Source organism: Campylobacter volucris (assembly GCF_008011665.1).
In the GTDB taxonomy this organism is placed as follows: domain Bacteria; phylum Campylobacterota; class Campylobacteria; order Campylobacterales; family Campylobacteraceae; genus Campylobacter_D; species Campylobacter_D volucris_A.
Genome location: NZ_VOWJ01000014.1, coordinates 1 through 25067, shown reverse-complemented (window position 1 = coordinate 25067; position 25067 = coordinate 1). Strand labels below are relative to the sequence as shown.

Genomic DNA, 25067 nt, shown 5'->3' with positions numbered 1-25067 from the left:
ATTATGCAAGAAATGATTGATAATCTTAGCACTTATGGTTATTTGATTTTATTTTTTTATTCTTTTGGCGGTGGCATGGTTGCTATACTTGCAGCTGGAGTGCTTTGTGCTAGTTCAACCAAACTAGATTTGCATTGGTGTATTTTTTTAGCATTTTTAGCAAATACACTAGGTTCTACTTTGCTTTTTATACTTGGCAAGTATTACAAAAAAGACATCATGCCTTATTTTAAAAACCACAGAAGAAAAATCGCTCTTGCAATGATTAAAATCAAAAAATATGGTGATTTACTCTTAATCATTCAAAAATTTATATATGGAGTAAAAACCATAGTACCTATAGCAGCAGGTCTTTGCAAATTTAGCTTTTTAAGATTTGCAATCATTAATACACTAGCAAGCTTGATTTGGGCAGTTGTTTTAGGATATGCAGGATTTATTTTTGGAAATACTTTAAAAGAAATGTTTGAAGTTCTTTCAAACTATCCTTATATAGCACCTGTTTTTATAATCATACTAGCTTTAGTTATATGGCTATATTTATCGCGTTTTTCTAAGAAAAAATGAATTTAAAATTCTCTTATCATTATAGAGAATTTTTTATTTTATTTTTGTGCTTTTTAGTTATATTTTTACTCAATATTTTTTATGAATATAAAAACTATCAAAATTTTAAACTTACAAAACATCTTTATCTTCAAAATAATATTATTTTATCAAGTTATACAAAAGAAAATAAATATGGTAAAAAATATCAAGTATTAAAACTTAAAAATTCCAATTTTAACTTTTACACTATAAGCTATAAAAATTTAACTTTTGATAAGAACAAAATACTATCACTTAGAATCATCACTAAAGATATTAGTTTTAAAAACTATCTTAGTAAAAGTTTTTTTGCACCGAGTTATGATTTTCATCAAACTAGCTATGTTCAAAATCAAAACACAATCATCAATTATTTCCTAAACCAACATACAAATGAAAAAATCAAAGAATTTTATGGGGCTTTATTTTTTGCAAAAGCTATTTCTAAGGATCTAAGACAAGATGTAAATTTTTATGGCATTGCACATTTAATTGCAATTAGTGGGTATCATTTAGGGTTATTGTTTAGCTTTTGTTTTGTAGTATTTGCACCATTGTATGCATTTTTTCAAAAAAGATATTTTCCATATAGAAGTTTAAAGTTAGATCTTAGCGTATTTACTTTTGTGCTTTTAATTGCTTATATGTATCTTATAGATTTTACTCCTTCTTATACAAGGGCTTTGTGTATGGCATTGTTTGGATTTTATCTTTATAGTAAAAATGTAAAAATTCTAAGTTTTAAATTTTTAGTTTTAAGTATAGTTTTATGCATTAGTCTTTTTCCAAAATTATTATTTAGCGTAGGATTTTTATTTTCTGTGCTTGGGGTATTTTATATTTATTTATATTTACATCATTTTAAAAATAAATTTTCTAATTTAACCCATATTATTCTTTTAAATTTTTGGACATTTTTAGCTATGATTATACCTGTTTTATATTTTTTCCCTTTACTAAGTTTGCAACAATTTTTAGCTATACCTCTTAGTATTTTATTTATAATTTTTTATCCTATGGTGCTATTGCTTCATATTTTTAATTATGGAAATTTATTGGATTTTTATTTGTTAGATTTTTTTAATATTAAATTTCACAGCATAAATTTTAAAATATCTTTTTGGGTCTATATAGGATATTTATTTTTATCACTACTTAGTATTTTTAATAGATATTTAGCTCTTTTTGTAATTTCTCTTGGGTTTGTGCCCTTTATTTTCTTGCTCAAATAAAAGATATGCTTTTAAACCCAAAAGATAAATAATCCATGAAATATAAATCCACAAAAAGAAAAATAAAATCACAGAGAAAGAACCATATACATTTAAATATGTTTTATTATACACAGCATAATACACAAAAATAGTTTTAGAAATATACCATATAACAGATGCTCCAAATGAAGTTATAAGAAGTAATTTTAAATTACCTTTTTTACTTAAAGAGCTAGAATATGAAATAAAAAATAAAATCCAAATAATCACATAAGGTAAAATTTCAAAAAAATTTATTCCTATGTTAAATTCATCTAAAGTTTTTTGTATAAGTCCTGAAATATAAAAACTCAAACCTAGTCCTAATGGTGTTAAAGTCACCAAAGTCCAATAAGAACTAATGCTATACCAAAGACTTTTGCTTTCTTCTTGTAAAAGTTTATTGATTACATAATCATATCCTGAAAAAAAAGCCAAAGAAGTAATAGCCATAGCCAAAAGCCCTATCAAGCCTATATTTACACTATTTTTTAAAAAAGTATTAATATAACCTATGATTAGATCTTGCTGAGTTGGGATTAAAAAAGTAAAAATTAAATTTTTTATCTTTTCTTGATACATTTCAAAACTCGGAATTTGAGTAAAAACCCAAAAACACAAAAAAAGCAAAGGAATTAAAGATAATATAGTATAAAAACTTAAAGCTGCAGCATAATTTAAAATTTCTTTATCCCTTAATCCTAAAAAAATTTTTACTATATTTTTAAAAACCATTAAAGTCCCATTTTAAATGGATTTAAGATATTATTTGGATCAAACGCTTTTTTGATATTTCTCATTAATTCCATTTCAGCTTCACTAAAAGCAAGTTTCATAAAAGGGGCTTTAGAAAGCCCTATTCCATGTTCACCACTTAAGGTTCCACCTAAAGATATAGTTAGTTTAAACACCTCTTCCACTGCTTTATATCCTTTTTTAACTAAATCAGGATTATTTTTATCACTTACCATGACATTAGTATGCACATTTCCATCTCCCGTGTGACCAAAACAAGGGATTTTAAAACCATATTTTTTAGAAATTTGATCTATACCTTTTAAAAGCTCAGGAAGTTTTGATCTTGGCACAGTAATATCTTCGTTTAATTTTAAATTTCCATACATCGTGATACTTTGAGAGCAATTTCTTCTTGCAAACCAAATATCTGCTGCTTCTTGTTCATTTTTAGCTACTTTAAATTCTCTTGCTCTAAATTCCAAAAAACTTTGCTCTAAAATTTGCAAATCTGCTTTTATAGCTTCTTCTACATTACCATCAACATCAGCTATTAAAATAGCCCCTGCATCAGTTGGTAATCCTTTATTAAACTTATATTCTAAAGCTTGTATGCTTAATTGATCCAAAAATTCCATAGAAACAGGAGTAACACCCTTTGATAAAGTCTTATAAACTGCATTCATAGCATCATCAATGCTATCAAAAATTCCCATTGCGGTTTTTTTAAATTTAGGCAAGGCTACAAGCTTAAGAGTGATTTGAGTAAGCACAGCCAAAGAACCCTCACTTGCTATCAAAATACCAGCTAGATTATAACCTGCTACATCTTTAATGGTTTTTTTCCCAGCTTTTATTACCTCACCATTTGGTAAAACTGCTCTTAAAGCCATGACATAATCTTTTGTGATACCATATTTTGCCGCTCTCATACCACCTGCATTTTCGCTGACATTACCCCCTATTGAAGAATACTCCATACTAGCAGGATCCGGAGGATAAAACAAACCAAATTCACTTAAAGCTTTTTGCAAATTTGCATTAATCACTCCAGGTTCTACCACAGCTACTAAATTTTCAAGATCAATTTCTAAGATTTTATTCATATGCTTTTCAAAGCTTAAAACCAAACCACCATTAACCGCTAAAGCCCCACCTGTAAAGCCTGATCCTGATCCTCTTGGAATAATGATAATTTTTTCTTCATTGCAGTATCTTAAAATTTGACTAACATCTTCTTCGTTTCTTGGAAATAAAACCCCATCGGGCAAATAATGCTTTTTAGTTGCATCATAACTATATGCTCTTTTATGAACTTCATCAAAAAAAGCATTATCATTTCCTAATAAATTTTGAAAAAAAATTTTATGTTTTTCTTGCATTGATTATTCTCGAGTTAAATTAATCAATTTTTCATAATAAATATAATAATTTCCTATACTTTCATCATTTAAACTAAAAATATCACTTTTATAGCCTGTAATTCTTGAGTAAAATGGAATTTGTAAGCTTTGAGCTTGAGGAATTTCAATTTCTTGTATTTTTTCAAAATCTTGACAATCAACCAATTCAGCTTTTTTTTCTAAAGCTACTACCAAAAGTCCTACAGCATTTTTTGAACAAAATGATCTAAAATCTGATCTTCTTGGAGTTTGACGATATTCTTGTATCATATGAGCGCCAAATAAATCAGGGTGTAAAAAATACAAATCACTAAATTTTTGCGCTATATAATCATAAACTTTTTTATCAGGAGCGATGATTAAAGCTCTATCGTATAAATAATTTAAAACAACTTTATCTCCAACTTCAGGCAAAACATTTGGCAAAGGCATAGCATCTTGAACAAGCATATCAAAAACTTTAAATTGTAATTTCACAAAATCATTTTCACGACCTATTACACTAGCTCTTGCTACAATTGTTTTTTGATTTTCAATATTATGCACAACTATACCACTAGAGTGCATCAAAATTTTAGGATCATCTTTGATATAGCCATAAATATCTTCTACTTTTTCTAACTTTGTTTGTATCAAATCAAAACCTTTTGCATATGAAAATATTATAAAACAAAAATACATTAGAATAATTCTTACCAAAATTTATTCTCCTTATATTTGAATTATTGAAAATAAATTATATTGTTTTTTCCTTACAAAATTGTAAGAAAAATTAAGTAAAATACAAATTTATTTTATTTTGAAGGCTTAATTTTTAATGATGAAAAAAATTTTTATATCTTTAATTTTATCTATAAAATTATTTGCAATTTCAAGCATAGAAGAGCTTTCTTGGGAAAATGGCAAAACTTTACTTGATTTTTTACAAGATCATTCTATACCACTAAGTTTATACTATAATCTAGATGCTGAAGACAAAGAACTAAGTGCAGAAATTTCAAGCGGAGTAAAATATCAAATGTTAAAAGATGATCAAGGCGAGCTTGAACAAGTTTTGATTCCAATTAGCGATGATTTACAAATTCATATTTATAAAAATATAGAAAATAAATTTGTATTAAGTTTTACTCCAATTTCTTACACAAAGGAAACAAAAACCTTAAGAGTAGCTATAAACAATTCAGCTTATCAAGATGTGTATGATGAAAGCGGAAGTGTAACTTTAGCAAGAGCTATGGTGCGTGCATTTAAAAATAGCGTAAATTTTAAAAATGTTAAAAAAGGCGATAGTGTAGTTTTAATCTATGAGCAAAAAAGAAGATTAGGAAGGCTTTTTGGAGATATTAACATCAATGCTGCATTGGCAAATATAAGAGGAAAAGATTATTTAGTTTTTTTATATAAAGATTCTTATTATAATGCTCAAGGAAAAGAATTAGAAAATTTCTTTTTAATAAAACCTGTTCAATATACAAGAATTTCAGATCGTTTTACCAAGGCAAGGTATCATCCTATATTAAAAAGATACCGAGCACATTTAGGTATAGACTATGCTGCTCCAACTGGAACTCCCGTTAAAAGCGCAGGAGAGGGAGTGGTTAGTTTTATCGGAAATAAAGGTGGATATGGAAAAGTGGTACAAATAAAACATATGTCAGGTTATATGACTTTATATGCTCATCTTCATCGTTTTGCTAAAATCAAACGCGGTCAAAAAGTAAAACAAGGTCAAATAATAGGTTATGTAGGATCAACTGGTATGAGCACTGGACCACATTTACATTTTGGCTTATATCTAAATGATAAAGCCATAAACCCTGAGACCATAGTAAAAATTCCAAAATCAAGCTTAAATGGCAAAGACAAAGAAGAATTTTTAAAAATCTCTAAAAATTATCAAAAAAAACTTTATAGCATAGATGAAGATTTTAAAAATCCACCAAAAGAACAAAATATAGAAAATTCAATGGAGCTTTAATATGTCTAATGATTTTTTAAAAGCACAAGAACTTTTAAAAAATATTTCTAACAATCAAAGTACATATGAAATTAATGAAGCTTTAAAAACCATCAAAAGGCATGATGAAAATCTTTTTTTACAAACCTTAAATTCTCTTGATGTTTTTACATTGGCAAATATTTCTACCATAACACCCGAGTATATACTTGAAGATATATTAGAGCATTTAAGCATTGAAAAAATAGCCAAAGCAGTTGAAGAACTAGAAAGTGATGACGCAACCGACTTAATTCAGCGTTTTGAAGACATAAATCCTCAAAAAACTCTAACAATTTTAAATCGTCTAAGTTCAGAAGACAAGGAAGAAATTTTACGCTTAAAAAATTATAATGAAAATACAGCTGGTGCTTATATGCAAACTGAGATTTTCACAGCTTCTTTAGATGAAAACATAGAAAAAGCAATAAAACGCTATAGAATTTTAAAAAAAAGTGAAAAAATAGATCAAATTTTTCAAATTTATATTACCGATAAAGATGGAAAGCTTTGCAATTCTATAAATTTAAGCGATCTTTTGCTTTGGGATTTTAAATTAAGCTTTGCTGATATTATCAAAAATAATACCAATAAATATAAAAGCTACAGTGTAAAAGATTACGATGATATACAAATGGCTATTGATATGGTTGAAGATTATGATTTGAGTGTATTGGCTGTGGTAAATGAAGAGGGTGTGCTTTTAGGAAGGATTACTTATGATGATATTCATGATTTAATCCAAGATAACGCGACCGAGCAAATTTATAATCTAGCAGGTGTAGATAAAGAAGTGGAAGAAGAAAGCGCTTTAAAAGCAGCTAAAGCAAGGGCTTTTTGGCTTATGATCAATCTTACTACTTCTTTAATTTCAGCCAATATTATCAGTCTTTTTTCAGGAGAAATAGAAAAACTAGTGGCTTTAGCTGTGTTGATGCCTATAGTAGCTTCTATGGGAGGGAATACAGGCTCTCAAGCTTTAGCTGTCACCGTTAGAAAATTATCACTAAATGAAGTTGAATTTAAAGATGCTAAAAAAGTTATATTAAGAGAAAGTGGCATGTCTTTACTCAATGGATTTATTTTTGCAGTTATTATGGGTATTATAACTTTTATATGGTTTAAAACTGCTATGCTAGGACTTGTTATAGCTTTATCTATGCTTATAAATTTAGCTTTAGCAGGTTTTGTAGGCTCTTTTGTGCCACTAACATTAAAAAAATTCAAAATCGATCCAGCAGTTGGTTCAAGTGTGGTTATAACAGCAATTACTGATGCATTAGGATTTTTTAGTTTTTTACTTTTAGCAAAAATGATGTTATTATAGGTAGGTAAATATGGCGATTGTAAAATTTAAAAATCAAGAAATTAAATTATTAGGAAATGAATTAAATATAGAGATAACGCCCCAAAACTCACACTAAAAACTAAAAATTTAGCTTCTATAGAAACAGCTCCTGCTAAAAAAACTCAAATTTTATTAAGTGTTCCAAGTTTAGATACTCCAGTTTGCTCTAAACAAGCCAAAGAAACAAACAAAAAACTTGCCTCTATGAAAAATATAGAAGTAATTTTAATCAACATATGGATCTTCCTTTTGCAATAGATAGGTTTTGCGCCACAGAAGGCACTGCTAATATAATGTTTGCTAGTGATTTTGCATTTAAAGAATTTGGTTTAAAATGGCACTTTAATAGGCAGTAGCATCTTTGCTGGGCTTTTAACTCGAGCTATTTTTGTAGTAAAAAATGGCAAAATTGTTTATAAGCAATTTAGTAAAGATATTATGGAAAAACTTGACTTTAAAGATTTAGAAATATTTATGTATGAAAATTATGGCTATAGCTTACCTCATTCTTCAAAATTAGTCACAACAAATTCTTCTTTAGGAGCTTCTATGAAACAAGATTTTTCTTTTAAAAATAACAAATCTACATGACCTACTGGACCATTTCTGTTTTTACCTATGATTAGTTCAGCTTTTTCTTGGACAGGATTTGGTAGAAATTTTCTTTCATAATTCTTTCCTTCCATTTTTGCTTTATTCTCTCGTTCTTTTTCTTCTTGTTCTCTATACACTTCATCTCTATATACAAACAAAATAGTATCAGCATCTTGCTCTATAGCTCCACTTTCTCTTAAATCACTAAGCATAGGACGCTTATTTGCTCTACTTTCTAATGAACGATTGAGCTGAGATAATGCAATTACTGGCATATTTAATTCTCTTGCTAAAAGTTTTAAACCTCTTGAAATTTCACTCACTTGCAAATGTCTATCATTAAATACAGAATTACTCATCATAAGACCTATATAATCAACCACACAAAGCTCTATGCTTTCATCTTGAGCTTTGATTTTTCTTAAAATCGAGCGTATATCGGCTATACTAGCATAACCATTATCATAAATATAAAGATTTTTTTGAGAATACTCATTACAAGCATCACCCACTCTACTCCACTCATCGTCATTTAAATCAGCAACTAAAATTTTTTGTAATGGAATAGATGTTTTAGCACTAATTAATCTTTGCATGATTTGGGTTGCAGGCATTTCTAGTGAAAACATCACTACGCCTTTGTTTTGTCTTAAAGTTTTTTCTATAAAATTTAAACAAATTGTAGTCTTACCCATACCAGGCCGTGCAGCAATGATGATGAGATCTCCTGCTTTAAAGCCTTTTGTCATTTTATTAAGCTCACTAAAACCTGTATCAAGTCCTAAAATATCTTTAGTTTCTGATTCCTTTAATTTTTTAAATTCTTCCATCAATTCAGACATAACCATGGTTACATCTTTGATACTACTAGAATTTACTCTATTGGTTAGATTAAAAATTTCCTTACCAATTTCATCTGAAATTTGAGAAATACTTTTATCTTCATTGACTCTAGTTGGAATAGTATAAGCAAAATTTAAAAGTTGTCTTCTAATTGATTTTTCTTTTAATTCATGAGCATATTTACTAACATCAGCTATAGAAGTGGTAGCTAAAATTTCAGCTAAAATTTCCTCATCAACCTTTTTATGTTTTTTGATAAAACTAATACTAATTGGTTCGCCAGCATTCACACAAGCTAAAATTGCTTTATAAATATCTTGATGAGCTTTGAGTGAAAAATCATTGATTTCAATATCTGAAGAAATACTAAAAAAAGAATCCTCACTATAAATACAAGAACTAAGTATAGCTCTTTCTAAATCTAAATCAAAATGTTCATTATTTTGACTCATCAACCACTCCTATAAATTTAAAAACAAATCCGTTGATAAATATCTCTCGGCTGTATCATTTAACACGGTTAAAACCTTTTTATCTTTATTTTGCTTTGCAATTTGCGAAGCTATAAAAACATTAGCACCACTTGATATTCCTGCCATAATGCCAATTTTTCCAAGTTTTAAAGTAGTATTTATCGCATCTTCATTGCTTACACACCAAATTTCATCTATAATATCTTGATTTAAAATTTTAGGGATAAAATTCGCCCCTATGCCTTGAATTTTATGACTTGAAGCTATATTTTGACTCAAAAGAGGAGAAGATTTTGGCTCTATAGCAATAACTTTAACATTAGGATTTTTCTCTTTTAAAATTTCTCCTACACCACTAATCGTCCCACCTGTTCCAAAACCTGCAACAAAAATATCGACATCGGGCATAATATTTAAAATTTCTAAAGCTGTTTCATTTTTATGAGCATTTTTACTATTAATATTTTCAAATTGGCTAATTATAAATGAATTAGGTATTTCCCTTGAAAGTTCTTTTGCTCTATCTAATGCTCCTTGCATGCCTTTATCAGCAGGAGTTAATTCAAGCTTTGCTCCAAAAAAGCTCATCATCTTTCTACGCTCAATACTCATAGATTCTGGCATAGCAATAATAAGTTTTAGTTTTAAACTTGCACAAATCATTGCTAGAGCAATACCTGTGTTTCCACTACTAGCTTCAATAATAGTTGAATCTTGATTTATTTTTCCATCTTTGAAAGCTTGAGTTATCATTCCAAAAGAAGCTCGATCTTTTATAGAGTGACTTGGATTAAGATACTCACACTTTGCGTAAAGATTAGATGAAAATTCTTTTAGAGAAATTATTGGAGTATTTCCTATACATTCTAAGATATTATTATAAATTCGCATTGTTTCCTCTTAATATTTTAAAAAACAATATCAAAAGAATATTAATAGAAAAATGCAAGAGTTTAAACTCTTGCTTTAAAAATTATTTTTTAGCTTTTTTAGTAGCCTTAGCAGCAGCAACTGCATCTTTAAGATTTTTACCCACTTTAAATTTAGCAACTTTAGTAGCAGGAACTTCGATAGTTTTTCCTGTGCTTGGAACTCTAGCTGTTCTAGCAGCTCTTTCAGCTACTGAAAAAGTACCAAAACCTATAAAGCTAATGCTATCACCTTTTGCTAACACATCACTAATAGTAGCAATAACCGCATCTGTAGCAGCAGTTGCGTCTTTTTTAGTTAGCCCCGCAGTTTGAGCAACTTGAGAAATAAAATCTGCTTTAGTCATAAAAAGCTCCTTTTTTTAAAATAGTTGTTAAGTTTAACACATTTAAATAGCTTTTGCAAGGGTTTTGAGCAATTTTAATTAAATATTATTTAATTTTTACAAGATTAAATATTATCTAGCAATTTTCTTGCCTTATCTATAACAATTTGCGGCTTTAAATCATTCATACATGCATGGTGTTTTAAAGGACAAATTCTTTTCATACAAGGCATGCAAGCTAAATTTAAATATGCTAATCTTGAATTTTTTTGCCAAGGTGATGTTTGATGAAAATTAGTTGATCCAAAAATGGCTATGGTTTTTACTCCATAAGCTGCACCTATGTGCATAGGTCCGCTATCATTGGTGATTAAAATATCTAGCATGGATATATTTTTACACAAAGTAAAAATACTAGTTTTTCCACATAAATTTTTAGCTTGCACCCCATCTTTTAAAAGTAAATTTTGTATTTCATCACATATTTTTTGTTCGGTTTTTACACCAAAGATTATTATTTTATGAGTAGATGCAAATTCTTTTGCTACTTGTGCAAAATACTCACTATTCCATCTTTTAGCACTTCCATAATGAGCACCGGCATTTATCCCTAGAATTTTTTTTGTAGTTTTTGCTTTTATAGGTAGTTTTAAAGAATTTGAATTAGCCTTAAAATTTAAAGAATTTTCTATGAATTTTAGATATTTTAAAACTTGATGTTCATTTTTATTGTAATTTTTATCAAAATAAAATCTTTTTTTTACTTTTATTAAATTTAAGATTATCTTACTTGAAAAAGCTGATCTAAAACTAATAGCAAGATCAAATTCTCCAAGTTCTTTTCTAAGTTTAAAAATTGAAAAAAATCTTCGTTTTTTATTCTCTACTAATATTTTTGAATTTTGTAAATTTTTAAAAAGCTCCGTGCTAACAAAAGAACCATAAAATAAAAAATTAGCATCTGGATATTTTTCTTTTATTGCATAAATTGCCGCACTTGCCATAACAGCATCGCCAAGCCAAGTAGGTAGATTTATAAAAATTTTCATTTTCATCCTTAAAAAAGATATAATTTTAACATAATCAAGGGTTTTAAATGAGTCAAATTTCCATAATACTTCCAACTTATAATGTAGAAAAATATATAGCTAGAGCATTAGATAGTTGTATAAATCAAACTTTTAAAGATATAGAAATCATAGTAGTAGATGATTTTGGAAGTGATAAAAGCATAGATATAGCAAAAGAATATGCTAGTAAAGACAAAAGAGTTAAAATCATACATAATGATAAAAATTTAGGCACTTTTGCAAGTAGAAATATAGGCGTATTAAACTCAAACTCACCCTATATAATGTTTTTAGATCCTGATGATTATCTAGAGCTTAATGCTTGTGAGATAGCTTTGGAAAATATAAAAAATGATATTGATATGATCATTTTTGATGCTTTTGTTCATAGAGTTAAATTTAAAAAATTTTATAGATTTAAAAATAATGAGTATTTTAATAAGGATGATTTTTTAATTTTTTTACTCAATCAAAAGCATTTTTGTTGGAGTGTTTGGGCTAAACTTTATAAAAAGGTAAATTTACTTAAAAGTTTTGAATATTTTGATATATATGAAAGATTGTGTTATGGTGAAGATGTGTTTTTTAACTATATAAATTTTATAATTAGTGAGAGTTTTTTTATATCTAAAGAATGTTTTTATCATTATGAATTTAATGAATTTGGAAGATATGAAAATAAAAATAAGGAAATTTTATATCAAAATTATAAAGACAAAAAAAGAAGCTTTGAGCTTATAAAAAAGCTCTCATATAATTTTAATTATAAAAATTTTAATGAAAAATTATTTGGAATTTTTAAAATGGATTTAATAAATTTAAAAAATAGATTATAAAATATCAAAAATTAACATTTTTTAAAGCTCTTTGCTCGATTTTTTCTACTAAATTTAGAAAACCTTTTTCTATAAGCTCATCTTTAGTTGTAACTATACTTCTTTGTAAAACTTCCTTTTGAGAGTCTATATGAGCTATGATTAATTTTATCCAATCTAGGTGTTCTTTTATCCAAAGCATTGATTTATTGTAGCTATCTTCTTGTGTTTTTGGATTTAACACATAAATTCTTGCTAAATTTAATTCAAATTGTCTAATTAAAGGATTAAGCACTTCACATAAACTATGCATTAACAAACTTTCTACTTTTGTTTTAATCGTGTTTATTTTCTGCATAATGTTTTCTAATAACTCTTTATCATTTTGATAACCTATTAAATCAATATCATTTAATATTAATTCTAACTCATCATTAAAATTTTTACTTAATTTTTCACAAATTTGTATATCTTTATTTATTCTATAATATGCTTTTAACAATAATTCATTTTGTTTATTTAAATTTAAATTTTCAAGTTTTGTAAAAGGCTTATTCAAATCTTTTTTTAATAATTTTTCACATACTTGCTTAAAAGGCTCTTCAATGGTTCCATTTATTCTTGCTCCACCTTCGGTGCAATTATAAGTTATCAAAAATTTATTTGTAGCTATAAGATTCTCTAAAGTACTTTTAAACCAAAGCCATATACAATGGGTCTTAACCATATCTTTTCCGCCATACCCAAGCACATCCATATGCTCATAAGTATCAGTTTCAAAGGTAGATGAATTTTGATAATCTTTTGGATGAGATTCTCCTATATCATTATAGGCTAAATCTTGTCCTATTAAAACTATATTTTTATGATTTAAATAGCTTGCTAAAGTATATGCCATATGAGCTACACTATGACCCATACCAAAATATCCAAAATGATCAAGTTTAACATTAGCTATAAAATTTGAAGGATTAGAAATTATTGTGTAATTTCCTCCATAGGATTTCTTTTTTTCTAAATATTTAATAGTATTTGGATGGACTACAGATTTTACAATAAATAAAATATCTTTATCAAATTCACCAAAATCATGATTAAAAAATTCACTAGTGAAATCAGTTCTTTCAAGTGAAAAAACATAATCAGGTTTAATATTTGCTTTTGCAAGTATAGGGTAAGCACTATCAGCACAAAATATACTGGCTTTGTTTTGATATTGTTTTAAAAGTGGAAGTTGTTTAGTTAAGCTAGGACCTGTTGAGACTATGATAGCTGTATCACTTAAATTTTTTCTTTTATTTAATAATTCTTTATAGCTTGGATGAGCTATCATTTTAGGAATATTTTGTATAAAATGCTTTATACCCTGTAAATAATCAACTGGAGAATTACCATGTGAAAAAATACTTTCTCGTATGGCATCTTGTATTAAAGAATTTAATTTTAAAATTTCTTCTTGGTACTTGCCATCATAATAATCACAATGTATCTCTAAAAAATAAGTCCTTAAAAAATTAAATATATTTTTGTTTAAACATATAGCTTTTAAATCATGTATGCTTAAATTTTTTGGATCCAGTAATAATAATCTATTTTCTTTCAATTCTTGAGAAAAATCTATCGCTTTAAACATGGTATAGATTATATTTACATCAGGTTCAAATATTAAAATAATCTTATGATTTGGATTTTGCAAAAGAGCTTTGTATAAAATTCCACTTCCAAAACCATAAAAAAATAATACAGGATATAAAAGATATTTATCGTTATATAAATTTAATGTTTTATTTAATTCTTCTAGCGGCTTATCATAAAGGCTATACCCCCCCCCGTCTATGATATTTATATCTAAATTATCATCACCTTGCACTATTTGATAAGTTTGATTCACTTTTTTTTAATTGCTCTTTTAAATTATGATCAAATACCGCATTAATATTATTTTCTAAAATATTCATCAAAGTCCCCATCCATCATCTACTATTATAATTTGCCCTGTTATAAATTTAGAATAATCTGACATTAAAAATATCAAAGTCCCACACACATCATTAGCATCTAGCATACCTTTAGAAGCACAACACTTTCTATAAGCATCTAAAAACACTTGAGGTTGATTATCCTTTATACCACCAAAGGCTACGCTATTTACTCTTATATTTGTATTAAAAAGCTCCTTAGCAAGCCAAATACCAAGATGATTAATGCCTGCTTTAATCACACTATATTCTAAAGAACTTTGCATGGAAGTTCCTTTATAATTTTCAAATTTAGGTGCATAAACACCCATAATTGAACTTAAATTAATAATATTTCCAAATCCTTGCTTTTTAAAAAATTTTACCATTATATTAGCTATAAAAATAAAACTAGCCAAATGCAAATTTAAACTCTCACAAATTTGTTCATAATTTGCCTCATAATAAGCAATTTTCCCCCAATCTTTACTCACAGGATAAGCACAATTAACAAAAGCATCAATTTTTCCAAATTTTAAAACAGCTTCTTTTAAACAATCTTCGATTGCTTTTTGATCATTTATATCAATTTTTTTGCTTAAAATGCGTTCTTTATTATTTAATTTTAATGCTAAGTGAGATAATCTTTCTTCGTTAATATCTGCAATGATAATTTTTCCATTATGCTCTAAACACGCCTTGCTCAAAGCACTTCCTATACGGCCACATGCTCCTATTATAAATACTACTTTATCTTTAATCATTAAAAATCTTCCTGTTTTAAATTAGCCTTTTTGATTAAAAATTCAACTATTTCAAAATCAAACTCACTATCTATATCAAAAGCTGTTTTTTCATCCATTATATACAAACTCGTATTTTTTCCAAATAAAGTATCATTTTTTAACAATTTTTCCCTAGTAAAAATATAAATACTAGCATTCATATCATAGCATTTTGGAGCACTTTGACGCGTAGTGAAATTCCCTTCTTTAGATTTTTTTACCTCATCGTTATCTACTTCTATTAGATTAAAATATGGGTTGCGTCTTGCTAGAGTAGCTGTAATTAAATTTGATTTTTTTTCTTGTTTAAAAAGCTCATATGCTTTGCAAATATCTTTACTATTTCGCAAAGGTGCAGAAGCATCAAGATCTATTATAGTGTCAAATTTGGTATTAAAATATTCTTCGCTTTTTAACAAAGCATCTTTTATAACAGGCAATTTAGCACTATCATCTTTTGCCAAATTTTCATCTCTTTTGAAAAAAACTTCTCCGCCATATTTTAAAGCAACTTGTGCTATTTCATCACTATCTGTGCTAATTACTATATGCTTAAAAAGTTTGGAATTTTTAGCTTGGATTATGCTATAAGCAATTAATTCTAAATCATTAATTTTTTTAATATTTTTATTTTTTACTCCCTTACTTGCGCCTCTTGCACAAATAGTGCATAAAATATTATCCATTTTTAACCTTATCACATAGTTTTAAAATTTTAAAAGCTTCATTTAAAGTGCATAAATTTTCATCTTTTTTTAAAATTGCTTTGTGCATATTTTTTAAAGTATTGATTGTATCATTTTCGTATTTTTTTTCTTCTATTAAACCATTTTTATCAAAAACAAATAATTGATTTGAAATCAAATCAACTTTGTAAGATTTTTCTTTAGAGCAAAATACAATTTCTCGTTTAACAAATTTAGAAAAATAATCAAGTCTTATATGAATTAATTTTTTCTTGGCTTTTAAAGCTAAAAAAGCAAAATCATCGCTATTTATTTTAAGCTCTGAAATTTTTAAATTTTGACTATATAAAAGTTTTAAATTATCAAAAAAATAAAAGGCTAAATCTAATTCGTGAGATAAATCTAACAAAACTCCCCCGCCTAATTCTTTTTTAGCACTATAATTTTTAGTATAATCAACATCACGCCAATTTGGTAAATATGATGAACAAACAAATTTGGCAAAATAAACACCCTTATCTTCACACAATATATTTTTTAAATCTTTCACCAAGGGATTAAACCTTAAAAGATAAGCGATATAAATTTGATTATTTAAACTAGGTATAAATTTTTTATATTTTTCAAATAAAGGTTTTTCGACTAAGATGATTTTATCTTTTACATTTTCATCTATGAATTTTAAAATTTTAAAATGTTCTGTTGTTATATTTGCTATGATAAATAAATCATATTCTTTTAAATTTACTTCACTTATATGAAAAAAATTTCTTTGCTTATAAGTTTTAGAAACTATATGAACTTCATATCCAAGCTCTTTTAAGGCTAAAAAATGCTTTTTACCTATACTTCCAAAACCTATAATCAAAGCTTTCACTTAAAGTCCTCACTAGCTTTTAAAAACTCATCCATTCTTCCTATATCAATCCAATAATCATCAATCACAAATGAATTTACCTTACCCTTTTGCATAATTATTTTAATCAAATCAGGCATATCAAGGTATTGATTTTTTTCTAAAAATGAAAGCACACAAGGCTCACATACATAAATTCCCGCACTAACTAAAAATTTATAAGTTGGTTTTTCAGTAATTTTAGTAATAAATTTATTTTCAAGCTCTATAACACCATAAGGAACTTGATAGCTAAATTCTCTAAGAGCTACACTCATTAAAGCTTTGCTCTTTTTGTGTGCTTTTAATAATTGATTAAAATCAAGTTCGGTTAAAATATCAGCATTCATTACAATAAAACTTTCATTTATATCTTTTTTTATCAAGCTTAAGGCCCCTGCTGTACCTAATTTCTTTTCTTCAATTATATAATCAATATTTACACCAAATTTAGCCCCATCTTGAAAATATTTTTGGATGATGTGTTTTTTATAGTTTAAACAAAGTGTAAAATTTTCAAAATTTTGTTCATTTAATCTTGTGATAATAGTTTCAAGTATAGGTCTATTACCAATTTTTAGCATAGGCTTTGGAGTATTTTTAGTTAGCTCTTTTAATCTAGTACCTAAGCCTCCTGCCATTAAAATAACTTGATTTTTGTTTTTGTTTTTGTTTAGCAAAGAAGCAATGGATTTAATTTGAATGATCTTACCATGCTTATTAACAACCGGGAAATCATAAATATCATATTTCGCACTTAAATTTAATAAAGATTTTTCACTAGTTTGCTCATCAACCACAATAGGATTTTTTGTATAAATTTTTTCTATGCTATCATTTAGCTTATAACCATTAATCAATGCTTTTCTAATATTAGAATCACTAATAATGCCTAAAAATTTATCCTTTTCATCGACTACCACACCAAGTCTAACTCTTAAATTCCCTATGGTAGCTAAAGCTTCTTTGATGCTAGATTTTTCTTTAAGTTTTAATTTTTCTATATTCATAAATCCACAAACTCTTTAAATAATAATGATTTTAAATTTTGCTCTTTTAAAATTGTTTTAATTTTATAACTAGAATTTTTACTTGCAAAAGGATTTACCATAGTTTTTAATTCATCTTTATATGATTTTGAATTAAATATTTTCCAAGCTTTATCTAAGTCATTAATGCTAACACTAATAATATTTTTAGCAAAAATTCTACCCTTTTGTCTATCTCCTATATTAATACAAGGAGTTTTAAAAAAAGGACTTTCACAAATTCCACTTGAACTATTTCCAATCACTGCTTTAGCAAATTTCATAAGACTTAAATATTTTAAAGAACCTAAATTATCAAACAAACTGGCCTTATTTTTATTTTCATCACAATATTTTTTTAAAATTTCATTAATCATTAAGCCATTTTCATCAGCATTTGCCTTAGTAAAAATCAAAGTAGCATTTTCTAATTGGTCTAAAAAATTTAATAAAATTTCAATTTCTTTTTGGGTTGATTTTAAATTTAAAGTTTGTGGATGATAGGTAATTAAATATATATTTTCATTAAATTTTAAATTTAATTGATTTTGTAATTCTTCTTTATTCAAAAATTGCATATTTTGTATGATTTCTCCGCCTATTGAGCCCACATTAAAAACTCTTTTAGAATTTTCTCCAAGTTGAATAACTCTTTTAGCATAAAGCCCTGTGCTTACAAAATGCAAATGCGACATTTTAGTAATAGCATGTCTTATACTATCATCCATAGCACCTAAGGTTAATTCTCCTCCACACAAATGGGCTGATGGAATTTGCATCATCAAACAAGTACTTGCAACTGCTAACATTTCATATCTATCACCTAAAATTACTACAATATCTGGCTTTAATTCTTCAAAAGCCTCGCATAATGAAATTTGTAAAAGCCCCATGCTTTTACAAATACCTATACTATCATTTGAACTTAATAAAATATTGATTTTTTTATCTATTTTAAATTCTTTTTCTATATCTTTATAAGTTAAGCCAAAATCATGACTTAAATGAGAAGCACTTACTATAAGCTGAAGTGTTAAATCTTTATCATTTTTTATTTCTTTACATAAATTTTTTAACAAATACCACTCAGCTCTAGTCCCACTTACTACACAAATTTTTCTATTCATTAATAAGCTCGTCTTCTTGATAATTTTTTTGTGCTATTTTTCCTATATATTTTTCATAATTCATCGCACAAATTCCATTTCCTGGACGCTTTGTAGTAAGATTTTCTTCACCAAAACGCTCACCTTTTTTAATAGCTTTTTTAGCCACTAAAGATTTTCTAACTATATCGATATTTTTCATTTCACTTTTGCTTGGCTTTTTAACCCCATCCCCTAAAGCTTTCTCTATATCTTTAATGCTTTTTACCATAGCTTTTAACTCATTTACATCTAGTGAAGCTTTGTGATCGGGTCCTTGCATAGTTTTATCTAAAGTAAAATGCTTTTCTATCACACAAGCTCCCATAGCCACAGCTGCTATAGGTATGCTTATACCCAAAGTATGATCAGAATACCCCACAGGTAAATTAAAAGTTTCTTTTAAAGTTTGCATAGCCTTTAAATTCGCATCTTCAAATGGTGTTGGATACTCACTATTACAATGTAAGATAGTAATTTTTTCTCTTTGAGTGCCATTACTTGTTAAAACATTTAAAGCATTTTGAATCTCTAAAAGTGTAGCCATACCTGTTGAAAGAATGATATTTTTATCATATGAAGCAATTTTTTTAAGATAAGGATAGTTTGTAAGCTCACCACTTGGAATCTTAAATAATTCCACATTTAATCTAGCCAAAAGCTCTATACTTTTTAAGTCAAAAGGAGTTGAAAGAAATTTAATGCCACACTTATTGCAATGCTTGATTAATTCTTCATGTGCCTTTTCATCAAGCTCTAGCTTTTTAATCATATCTAATTGGCTTTGGTTTTCATCTGTATTTGCAAGCTGATAAGAAGCTTTTTTTGCTATTTTACTGACACAATCACTAGCTATAAAACTTTGAAATTTTACATAATCAGCTCCAGCTTCACTAGCTACTTCTATAAGTTTTTTTGCGATATTTATATCACCATTATGATTAACTCCAGCTTCAGCTATGATTATGGTTTTTTGCATTTTATTCCTTATTATATAAATTAAGGGATAAAAATTTCTGCTTCTCCATCTATAGCAATCTTATTTTTAACCCTACATATAGTTTTAAAAATCACTTTCTTTTTTGCATAATCTATTTTTAAAACCTCTATACTAGCTTCTACCATATCTCCTATATATATCGGCCTTTTAAAATAAAGTTTTTGATTTGCATATACACATCCTTCTCCAGGTAATTTTGTGCCAAACATTGCAGAGAAAAAAGATGCGCAAAAAAGTCCATGTGCTAATCTTTTTTTATATCTACTTTTAGATGCGTATTGTTCATCTAAATGAATAGGATTTTTATCTCCTGAAAGTTCAGCAAATTTTACAACTTGTTCTTCAGTGATTATACAACTATAGCTTTCTTGCATTCCAATTTGTATTTTATCTAAATTTACTCCGAATGTTTTTTTAGATTTCATCAATTTACTCTTTTTTTAAAATTTTCTTTTGTTAATTTAATAGCAGGATTTCCAAAAACAACCTCGCCAGATTTTATACTTTTTGTTACCACAGAGCCAGCCGCTATAACACTATTGTCTTCTATCACCAAAGGTTTTGAAGGTTTTCCTTGATGTATAATAGCTCCAGTTCCTATAAAAACATTATTTCCAATGATAACATTCCCATTGCATTTAACAGCAGGTGAAAAAGTCACATTATCTCCAATAATACAATCATGAGCAACATAACTATAAATATTTGCTTGAAAATTCACACCAATAGAGCAATTAGAAGTGATACTTACAAAAGGACAAATAATAGCACCTTGTGATATTTTAGCTTCACAAGATACAAAAGCTAAAGAGCTAATAAAACTAAAAATATTAACATTTTTAATTTGAAGTTTATGATAAATAATTTTACGGATATTAGGATTTGAAATACAAATGATTACAGCATCATTGTTTTTAAAATCATATAAATCTTCACTTCCTAAAAAAGGTGCTTTAAAATTATATTTTTTATACCCATTATCATTTATATCAAAATATCCACATATCCCCCCCCCATCTTGGAGTATATATTGAGTTAATTCATTAGAAAAACCGCTAGCACCAATTATATATTTATTCATTTTTGCACCTTTTTAAGAATTCAAACATTATAAATATTGCTTTTATATTTTTTTAAATTTAAAGGATTGCTAAACCATTCTATAGTTTGGCTTAAACCTTTTTCTATGTCATATTGAGGTATAAAATTAGTAAGATTTTTGATTTTACTATTATCACATCTAAGTCTAAAAACTTCACTATTTTTAGGTCTTATACGCTCATTTTCTATGATAAATTCCACATTTGAATTCATAAGTTTTTTAATAAGCTCTAAAGTATCTTTAATACTAATTTCATAATTTGAACCTATATTTACCACCTCGCCTATGGAATTTTTACATTGAGCTAACTCTAAAAATCCTGCACAAGTATCTTTTACATAGTTAAAATCTCTAGTAGGCGTTACATCTCCAAGCTTGATCTGTTTAGCCCCATTTGCAATTTGTGTGATGATAGTAGGTATAACCGCTCTTGCACTTTGTCTTGGACCATAAGTGTTAAAAGGCCTTGCTATAGTTAGTGGAAGATTAAAAGCATTATAAAAACTCATCGCCATTGCATCAGCACCTATTTTACTAGCTGAATAAGGACTTTGTGCTTGCAAAGGATGTTTTTCATCAATAGGCATATACAAAGCAGTGCCATAAACTTCACTCGTGCTTGTATGGATGATGCGTTTTACATTATTTTCAAGCGCACCTTGACATATATTTAAAGTCCCATTGACATTAACTTCCACATAAGATGAAGGAGCGATGTAAGAAAATGGTATAGCAATCAAAGCAGCCAAATGAAAAATGATTTCTACATCTTTAGTGATATTTTTACAAAAAAATGGATCTCGAATATCCCCACAAACTACTTCAATATCTTTTAAACACTTGATATCTTCAAGCCATCCCCAATGATTAAAAGAATTATACTGGCTTAAAGCTCTAATCTCATATCCATAAAATGACGACTCTTGCATTTTGCTTTGCTCATAAAGCATTTCAACCAAATGCGAACCTATAAAACCATCTGCACCTGTGATTAATATCTTTTTCATGATTTTTCTTTAATTTTTTGTGTAATGATAGCATTGAATAAATAATCAATATTCTTAAGAACCATGTTTATAAATATTGATTATTTATATAAATCTATATACTTTTTCCAAATCACCCAAACTATCTATATCTATACTCGATTTTTCATCCATTATATAATAACTTGTTTTATCTTGCAAAAAAGTAGGATTTTTCAAAAATAAATCAGTTTTTATTATATAAATAGCACCATTACTCATATAAGTTTTAGGTAATTTTTGTCTAGGTGTAAATGGATAAATGTCATTACAAATTCCTTTTAAATTTCCATTTTCTTCTATAAAAGCTTTTAAAATTTTATTATTATACTCTATAACGCTTATTAGTGCATTTGCTTTTTCGTTTTTGAATTTTAAAAAAGCTTCATTTATATGCATATTTGTTCTAAGCGGTGAAGTAGGCTGCAATAAAATAATATTTTCATAATCTTTATAAAAATTTAAAGTATGCAAGATTACCTTATCACTAGTTGTATCATCTAGTGCTAATTCTTTAGGTCTTTTTAAAATATCAATATTTTGACTTTTTCCATATTCTAATATCTCATCTCCATCACTACTTAAAACAATTTTATCTATACAATTTGAATTTTTTGCAGCATTTATAGTGTAGTATAAAAGTGGCTTATCCTTTAAAGGAATTAAATTTTTATTTTTAATACTTTTTGATCCTGCACGAGCTGGTATTATGGCTAAAGTCATATTCTATCCACAAAATTTTTTTGTTTTTTTGCCTTAAATAATATTCCATTTTTTAACAATTTAAAAAACTCATCAGAGCTGTTTAGCATATCTATGTTAGCTATTGTTTTATTGGTTTTTATCAAATTATTTATAGCTTTTAAAATTTCATCTTCTTTTGCTTTAGTATTTACTACCTTATCTATGTCAGCTCTTTGATTTTGCCTTGAGCCTACTAAAATTCCATTTATACCAAGATATAAAGCTTCTTTTAAAATACAGCTTGAATTTCCTATTATAAAATCAGCATTGTTGAGTAAGCTTATAAAGTATTCAAATCTTAAAGATGGAAATAGTTTAAATTTCTTATTTGTTTTTAATTTTTCATATGAGTGCATTATAAACTCAAATCCTAAGTCATTATTTGGATAAATGATAATATAATTTTTATCACTTTTTATAAGAGCATTTACAAACTCTTCGCTTTGTTTAGCCATAGTATCAAATTCGGTAGTGACTGGATGGAAGATAGCCATAGCATAATTTTCATAATCTATATCATAGTATCTTTTAGCTTCTTGTAGAGAAATTTTATTATTGTTTAAAATTTCTAGATCAGGAGAGCCTATAATAAAGATTGATTTTTCATTTTCTCCCATTTGCATTAATCTTTTTTTAGCTATTTCATCATTTACTAAATGTATATGAGCAAGTTTGCTTATGCTATGTCTTAAACTATCATCTATAGTTCCTGAAAGCTCCCCACCTTCTATATGAGCTACCAAAATATTATTTAAAGCCCCAACTATAGCTGCAGCTAATGGCTCTATCCTATCACCATGAACCACTATTAAATCAGGTTCTATTTCATGTATAAATTTAGAAAAACCATCTATAGTTGCCGATAAGGCCTTATCCATTTGATAATATTTATCATGATTTATGAATTTATATATATTTTTAAAACCGCATTTTTCTATTTCTTTGTAAGTATATCCAAAATTTTTATTCATATGCATACCTGTTGCAAAGATAAATAATTCAAATTCGCAAGATTTTTCAATTTTTAACATTAAAGATTTAATTTTAGAAAAATCAGCTCTTGTTCCACTTACAAAAACAATTTTTTTCATTCAAAGTCTTCCCAGCTAAGTTGAGTATCATTTTTTATATCTTTTTTAGCTTTTTTGCCTAAGATATTTTCAAATTCTTTTGCGCTAATGCCACCTTTGCTTGGTCTTTTAACCCATATATTATCCATAGATAAAATTTCACCCTTTTTTATATCTTTTATGCTTACTACACTAGCAAAAGCAAAATCAATCGTTATTTGCTCTTCTTTTAATGCGTTTTTATTATTATTTCCTCTTAAAAGAACCATTTCTTTTGTATTTATTATAAGTTCTTTTAAAGCATCTTCATCCATAGAACAAACTATATCAGGACCATTTCTATCCATAGTATCTGTAAAATGTCTTTCTATTACACTTGCTCCAAGTGCTATGGCTCCTAAGCACGCAAGATTATTTGTGGTATGATCGCTTAAACCATAAAGACAATTAAATTCTTTATATAGTTCCAACATAGCATTAAGTCTTACTAAATGAGAAGGGGTAGGATATAAATTTGTAGTATGAAGCAATACAAAAGGAATTTCATATTCTTTTAAAATTTTAATAGTTGGTTTTATGCTTTCTATGCTATTCATTCCAGTGCTTATTATCATAGGTTTTTTAAATTGTGCTATATGCTTGATTAAAGGATAATTGTTGCATTCACCTGAGCCTATCTTATAAGCACTTGCTCCCATATCTTCTAAACGATTGGCTGCAGCTCTACTAAAAGGAGTACTAAGATAAACAAGTCCTAGCTTTTGAGTGTATTCTTTTAAGGCTAGTTCATCTTTATAGCTTAAAGCACAATTTTTCATTATTTCATATATGCTTATTTTTGCATTACCTGGTATGACTTTTTTGGCAGCTTCGCACATTTCATCTTCTACTATATGGGTTTGATGTTTTATTAACTTTGCTCCAGCTCTTTTTGCAGCATCTACCATTAGTTTTGCTAATTCTAAACTTCCATTATGATTTATACCAATTTCGGGTATTATTAAAGGATTTTCTTGTGAGATGATTAGATTATCTATTTTTATTTGCATATTTTTCCTTTATATAATGCTTTATATCGCTTGGAAGATGAAATAAATCTTTAAATAGTTTGTAATATATATTTTGTTTTAGCTTGACTTTGCCATCTTCTTTTTTAAAGAAATCATAATAATCCTTCCCTTCAGGTATTAACACATCATTTATACAATCTTTATCCTTATCAATCAAAATAAAATTATTATTAGCATTTGGTGCTA

26 protein-coding genes and 1 pseudogene are annotated in these 25067 nt (G+C 27.3%); 6 read left to right on the top strand and 21 right to left on the bottom strand.

All coding sequences use genetic code 11. From position 1 onward, the window contains the following. The first annotated feature begins 3 nt into the window (after positions 1-3). Entirely contained in the window at positions 4-567 is a 564-nt protein-coding gene (locus tag FPD38_RS02050; RefSeq protein WP_147555137.1) for a DedA family protein, read from the top strand. Next, positions 564-1820 (top strand): ComEC/Rec2 family competence protein, encoded by a 1257-nt coding sequence (locus tag FPD38_RS02045; protein WP_147555136.1) that lies wholly within the window; start codon positions 564-566, stop codon positions 1818-1820. Before FPD38_RS02050 ends, FPD38_RS02045 begins: the two co-directional genes overlap by 4 nt. Here FPD38_RS02045 and FPD38_RS02040 read toward each other — a convergent pair. Genes FPD38_RS02040 through FPD38_RS02030 form a run of 3 tightly spaced genes read right to left on the bottom strand, consistent with a single transcriptional unit; the run spans position 1764 to position 4678 of the window. Beyond that, complete coding sequence (locus FPD38_RS02040) at positions 1764-2576, bottom strand: YihY/virulence factor BrkB family protein (RefSeq protein ID WP_147555135.1); 813 nt, start codon at positions 2574-2576, stop codon at positions 1764-1766. The genes FPD38_RS02045 and FPD38_RS02040 overlap by 57 nt on opposite strands. Next, positions 2576-3958: an FAD-linked oxidase C-terminal domain-containing protein gene (locus FPD38_RS02035; protein ID WP_147555134.1), complete on the bottom strand. Its 1383-nt coding sequence runs from the start codon at positions 3956-3958 to the stop codon at positions 2576-2578. Before FPD38_RS02035 ends, FPD38_RS02040 begins: the two co-directional genes overlap by 1 nt. A 3-nt stretch (positions 3959-3961) precedes the next feature. Then, positions 3962-4678 carry a plasminogen-binding N-terminal domain-containing protein gene (locus FPD38_RS02030; protein WP_147555133.1) on the bottom strand — a complete coding sequence of 239 codons (717 nt, stop codon included), beginning with the start codon at positions 4676-4678 and terminating at the stop codon, positions 3962-3964. Between the two features lie 118 nt (positions 4679-4796). On the opposite strand from FPD38_RS02030, the gene FPD38_RS02025 reads away from it, so the two are divergent. The 3 genes and pseudogenes from FPD38_RS02025 to tpx form a co-directional block, all read left to right on the top strand. Continuing rightward, on the top strand, positions 4797-5957 hold the full coding sequence (locus tag FPD38_RS02025) for a M23 family metallopeptidase (RefSeq protein ID WP_508609924.1): 1161 nt from the start codon (positions 4797-4799) through the stop codon (positions 5955-5957). Position 5958: 1 nt separating this feature from the next. Beyond that, positions 5959-7302, top strand: a complete 1344-nt coding sequence (gene mgtE, locus FPD38_RS02020) for a magnesium transporter (protein ID WP_147555131.1) — start codon at positions 5959-5961, stop codon at positions 7300-7302. Between the two features lie 10 nt (positions 7303-7312). After that, a pseudogene (gene tpx / locus FPD38_RS08420) lies at positions 7313-7797 on the top strand (thiol peroxidase); the annotation flags it as partial. Between the two features lie 29 nt (positions 7798-7826). Here the strand turns inward: tpx and FPD38_RS02010 are convergent. The 4 genes from FPD38_RS02010 to waaF form a co-directional block, all read right to left on the bottom strand. Beyond that, the gene (locus FPD38_RS02010) at positions 7827-9212 is read right to left on the bottom strand and encodes a replicative DNA helicase (protein WP_147555130.1); all 1386 of its coding nucleotides are present in this window, start codon (positions 9210-9212) and stop codon (positions 7827-7829) included. Between the two features lie 9 nt (positions 9213-9221). Continuing rightward, on the bottom strand, positions 9222-10124 hold the full coding sequence (gene cysK / locus FPD38_RS02005; RefSeq protein ID WP_147555129.1) for a cysteine synthase A: 903 nt from the start codon (positions 10122-10124) through the stop codon (positions 9222-9224). 82 nt (positions 10125-10206) lie between these two features. Further along, the gene (locus FPD38_RS02000; protein ID WP_147555128.1) at positions 10207-10509 is read right to left on the bottom strand and encodes an HU family DNA-binding protein; all 303 of its coding nucleotides are present in this window, start codon (positions 10507-10509) and stop codon (positions 10207-10209) included. Between the two features lie 104 nt (positions 10510-10613). After that, positions 10614-11537, bottom strand: coding sequence for a lipopolysaccharide heptosyltransferase II (waaF, locus tag FPD38_RS01995; protein ID WP_147555127.1), 924 nt, complete (start codon positions 11535-11537; stop codon positions 10614-10616). Positions 11538-11584: 47 nt separating this feature from the next. On the opposite strand from waaF, the gene FPD38_RS01990 reads away from it, so the two are divergent. Continuing rightward, entirely contained in the window at positions 11585-12394 is an 810-nt protein-coding gene (locus FPD38_RS01990; RefSeq protein WP_147555126.1) for a glycosyltransferase family 2 protein, read from the top strand. 4 nt (positions 12395-12398) lie between these two features. Here FPD38_RS01990 and FPD38_RS01985 read toward each other — a convergent pair whose 3' ends face one another. From FPD38_RS01985 to FPD38_RS01920, 14 genes are all read right to left on the bottom strand, one after another. Then, entirely contained in the window at positions 12399-14264 is a 1866-nt protein-coding gene (locus FPD38_RS01985; protein ID WP_315969945.1) for a motility associated factor glycosyltransferase family protein, read from the bottom strand. Positions 14265-14330: 66 nt separating this feature from the next. Then, complete coding sequence (gene ptmA, locus FPD38_RS01980; RefSeq protein ID WP_147555125.1) at positions 14331-15095, bottom strand: flagellin modification protein PtmA; 765 nt, start codon at positions 15093-15095, stop codon at positions 14331-14333. Further along, positions 15095-15802 carry an acylneuraminate cytidylyltransferase family protein gene (locus FPD38_RS01975; protein ID WP_147555124.1) on the bottom strand — a complete coding sequence of 236 codons (708 nt, stop codon included), beginning with the start codon at positions 15800-15802 and terminating at the stop codon, positions 15095-15097. The genes ptmA and FPD38_RS01975 overlap by 1 nt, the downstream gene beginning before the upstream one ends. Further along, positions 15795-16679: a Gfo/Idh/MocA family oxidoreductase gene (locus FPD38_RS01970; RefSeq protein ID WP_147555123.1), complete on the bottom strand. Its 885-nt coding sequence runs from the start codon at positions 16677-16679 to the stop codon at positions 15795-15797. Before FPD38_RS01970 ends, FPD38_RS01975 begins: the two co-directional genes overlap by 8 nt. Further along, positions 16676-17707 (bottom strand): nucleotidyltransferase family protein, encoded by a 1032-nt coding sequence (locus FPD38_RS01965; protein WP_147555122.1) that lies wholly within the window; start codon positions 17705-17707, stop codon positions 16676-16678. The genes FPD38_RS01970 and FPD38_RS01965 overlap by 4 nt, the downstream gene beginning before the upstream one ends. Further along, positions 17704-18852 (bottom strand): UDP-N-acetylglucosamine 2-epimerase, encoded by a 1149-nt coding sequence (gene neuC, locus FPD38_RS01960; RefSeq protein ID WP_147555121.1) that lies wholly within the window; start codon positions 18850-18852, stop codon positions 17704-17706. Before neuC (FPD38_RS01960) ends, FPD38_RS01965 begins: the two co-directional genes overlap by 4 nt. After that, positions 18845-19849 carry an N-acetylneuraminate synthase gene (neuB, locus tag FPD38_RS01955; RefSeq protein WP_147555120.1) on the bottom strand — a complete coding sequence of 335 codons (1005 nt, stop codon included), beginning with the start codon at positions 19847-19849 and terminating at the stop codon, positions 18845-18847. The genes neuC (FPD38_RS01960) and neuB overlap by 8 nt, the downstream gene beginning before the upstream one ends. 20 nt (positions 19850-19869) lie before the next feature. Further along, positions 19870-20295 (bottom strand): MaoC family dehydratase, encoded by a 426-nt coding sequence (locus FPD38_RS01950; RefSeq protein WP_147555119.1) that lies wholly within the window; start codon positions 20293-20295, stop codon positions 19870-19872. Next, positions 20295-20951 carry an acetyltransferase gene (locus tag FPD38_RS01945; protein ID WP_147555118.1) on the bottom strand — a complete coding sequence of 219 codons (657 nt, stop codon included), beginning with the start codon at positions 20949-20951 and terminating at the stop codon, positions 20295-20297. The genes FPD38_RS01950 and FPD38_RS01945 overlap by 1 nt, the downstream gene beginning before the upstream one ends. Before the next feature lie 20 nt (positions 20952-20971). Beyond that, positions 20972-21979, bottom strand: a complete 1008-nt coding sequence (locus tag FPD38_RS01940) for an NAD-dependent 4,6-dehydratase LegB (RefSeq protein ID WP_147555117.1) — start codon at positions 21977-21979, stop codon at positions 20972-20974. A gap of 84 nt (positions 21980-22063) precedes the next feature. Continuing rightward, positions 22064-22720, bottom strand: coding sequence for an acylneuraminate cytidylyltransferase family protein (locus FPD38_RS01935; RefSeq protein WP_147555116.1), 657 nt, complete (start codon positions 22718-22720; stop codon positions 22064-22066). Then, a complete protein-coding gene (gene neuC, locus FPD38_RS01930) occupies positions 22717-23832 on the bottom strand; it encodes a UDP-N-acetylglucosamine 2-epimerase (protein ID WP_147555115.1) in 1116 nt (371 codons plus the stop codon). Before neuC (FPD38_RS01930) ends, FPD38_RS01935 begins: the two co-directional genes overlap by 4 nt. Beyond that, the gene (locus tag FPD38_RS01925; RefSeq protein WP_147555114.1) at positions 23829-24860 is read right to left on the bottom strand and encodes an N-acetylneuraminate synthase family protein; all 1032 of its coding nucleotides are present in this window, start codon (positions 24858-24860) and stop codon (positions 23829-23831) included. Before FPD38_RS01925 ends, neuC (FPD38_RS01930) begins: the two co-directional genes overlap by 4 nt. Next, a partial coding sequence (locus FPD38_RS01920; protein WP_261798270.1) for an alpha-2,3-sialyltransferase occupies positions 24841-25067 on the bottom strand: 227 nt, incomplete at its 5' end. The genes FPD38_RS01920 and FPD38_RS01925, both read right to left, overlap by 20 nt.

What these genes read in the sequence shown, in the direction of transcription:
- FPD38_RS02050 (WP_147555137.1), top strand. Translation starts at nt 4, where the DNA reads ATGCAAGAAATGATTGATAATCTTAGCACTTATGGTTATTTGATTTTA.
- FPD38_RS02045 (WP_147555136.1), top strand. Translation starts at nt 564, where the DNA reads ATGAATTTAAAATTCTCTTATCATTATAGAGAATTTTTTATTTTATTT.
- FPD38_RS02040 (WP_147555135.1), bottom strand. Translation starts at nt 2,576, where the DNA reads ATGGTTTTTAAAAATATAGTAAAAATTTTTTTAGGATTAAGGGATAAA.
- FPD38_RS02035 (WP_147555134.1), bottom strand. Translation starts at nt 3,958, where the DNA reads ATGCAAGAAAAACATAAAATTTTTTTTCAAAATTTATTAGGAAATGAT.
- FPD38_RS02025 (WP_508609924.1), top strand. Translation starts at nt 4,797, where the DNA reads ATGATGAAAAAAATTTTTATATCTTTAATTTTATCTATAAAATTATTT.
- mgtE (WP_147555131.1), top strand. Translation starts at nt 5,959, where the DNA reads ATGTCTAATGATTTTTTAAAAGCACAAGAACTTTTAAAAAATATTTCT.
- FPD38_RS02010 (WP_147555130.1), bottom strand. Translation starts at nt 9,212, where the DNA reads ATGAGTCAAAATAATGAACATTTTGATTTAGATTTAGAAAGAGCTATA.
- cysK (WP_147555129.1), bottom strand. Translation starts at nt 10,124, where the DNA reads ATGCGAATTTATAATAATATCTTAGAATGTATAGGAAATACTCCAATA.
- FPD38_RS02000 (WP_147555128.1), bottom strand. Translation starts at nt 10,509, where the DNA reads ATGACTAAAGCAGATTTTATTTCTCAAGTTGCTCAAACTGCGGGGCTA.
- waaF (WP_147555127.1), bottom strand. Translation starts at nt 11,537, where the DNA reads ATGAAAATTTTTATAAATCTACCTACTTGGCTTGGCGATGCTGTTATG.
- FPD38_RS01990 (WP_147555126.1), top strand. Translation starts at nt 11,585, where the DNA reads ATGAGTCAAATTTCCATAATACTTCCAACTTATAATGTAGAAAAATAT.
- ptmA (WP_147555125.1), bottom strand. Translation starts at nt 15,095, where the DNA reads ATGATTAAAGATAAAGTAGTATTTATAATAGGAGCATGTGGCCGTATA.
- FPD38_RS01975 (WP_147555124.1), bottom strand. Translation starts at nt 15,802, where the DNA reads ATGGATAATATTTTATGCACTATTTGTGCAAGAGGCGCAAGTAAGGGA.
- FPD38_RS01965 (WP_147555122.1), bottom strand. Translation starts at nt 17,707, where the DNA reads ATGAATATAGAAAAATTAAAACTTAAAGAAAAATCTAGCATCAAAGAA.
- neuC (WP_147555121.1), bottom strand. Translation starts at nt 18,852, where the DNA reads ATGAATAGAAAAATTTGTGTAGTAAGTGGGACTAGAGCTGAGTGGTAT.
- neuB (WP_147555120.1), bottom strand. Translation starts at nt 19,849, where the DNA reads ATGCAAAAAACCATAATCATAGCTGAAGCTGGAGTTAATCATAATGGT.
- FPD38_RS01950 (WP_147555119.1), bottom strand. Translation starts at nt 20,295, where the DNA reads ATGAAATCTAAAAAAACATTCGGAGTAAATTTAGATAAAATACAAATT.
- FPD38_RS01945 (WP_147555118.1), bottom strand. Translation starts at nt 20,951, where the DNA reads ATGAATAAATATATAATTGGTGCTAGCGGTTTTTCTAATGAATTAACT.
- FPD38_RS01940 (WP_147555117.1), bottom strand. Translation starts at nt 21,979, where the DNA reads ATGAAAAAGATATTAATCACAGGTGCAGATGGTTTTATAGGTTCGCAT.
- FPD38_RS01935 (WP_147555116.1), bottom strand. Translation starts at nt 22,720, where the DNA reads ATGACTTTAGCCATAATACCAGCTCGTGCAGGATCAAAAAGTATTAAA.
- neuC (WP_147555115.1), bottom strand. Translation starts at nt 23,832, where the DNA reads ATGAAAAAAATTGTTTTTGTAAGTGGAACAAGAGCTGATTTTTCTAAA.
- FPD38_RS01925 (WP_147555114.1), bottom strand. Translation starts at nt 24,860, where the DNA reads ATGCAAATAAAAATAGATAATCTAATCATCTCACAAGAAAATCCTTTA.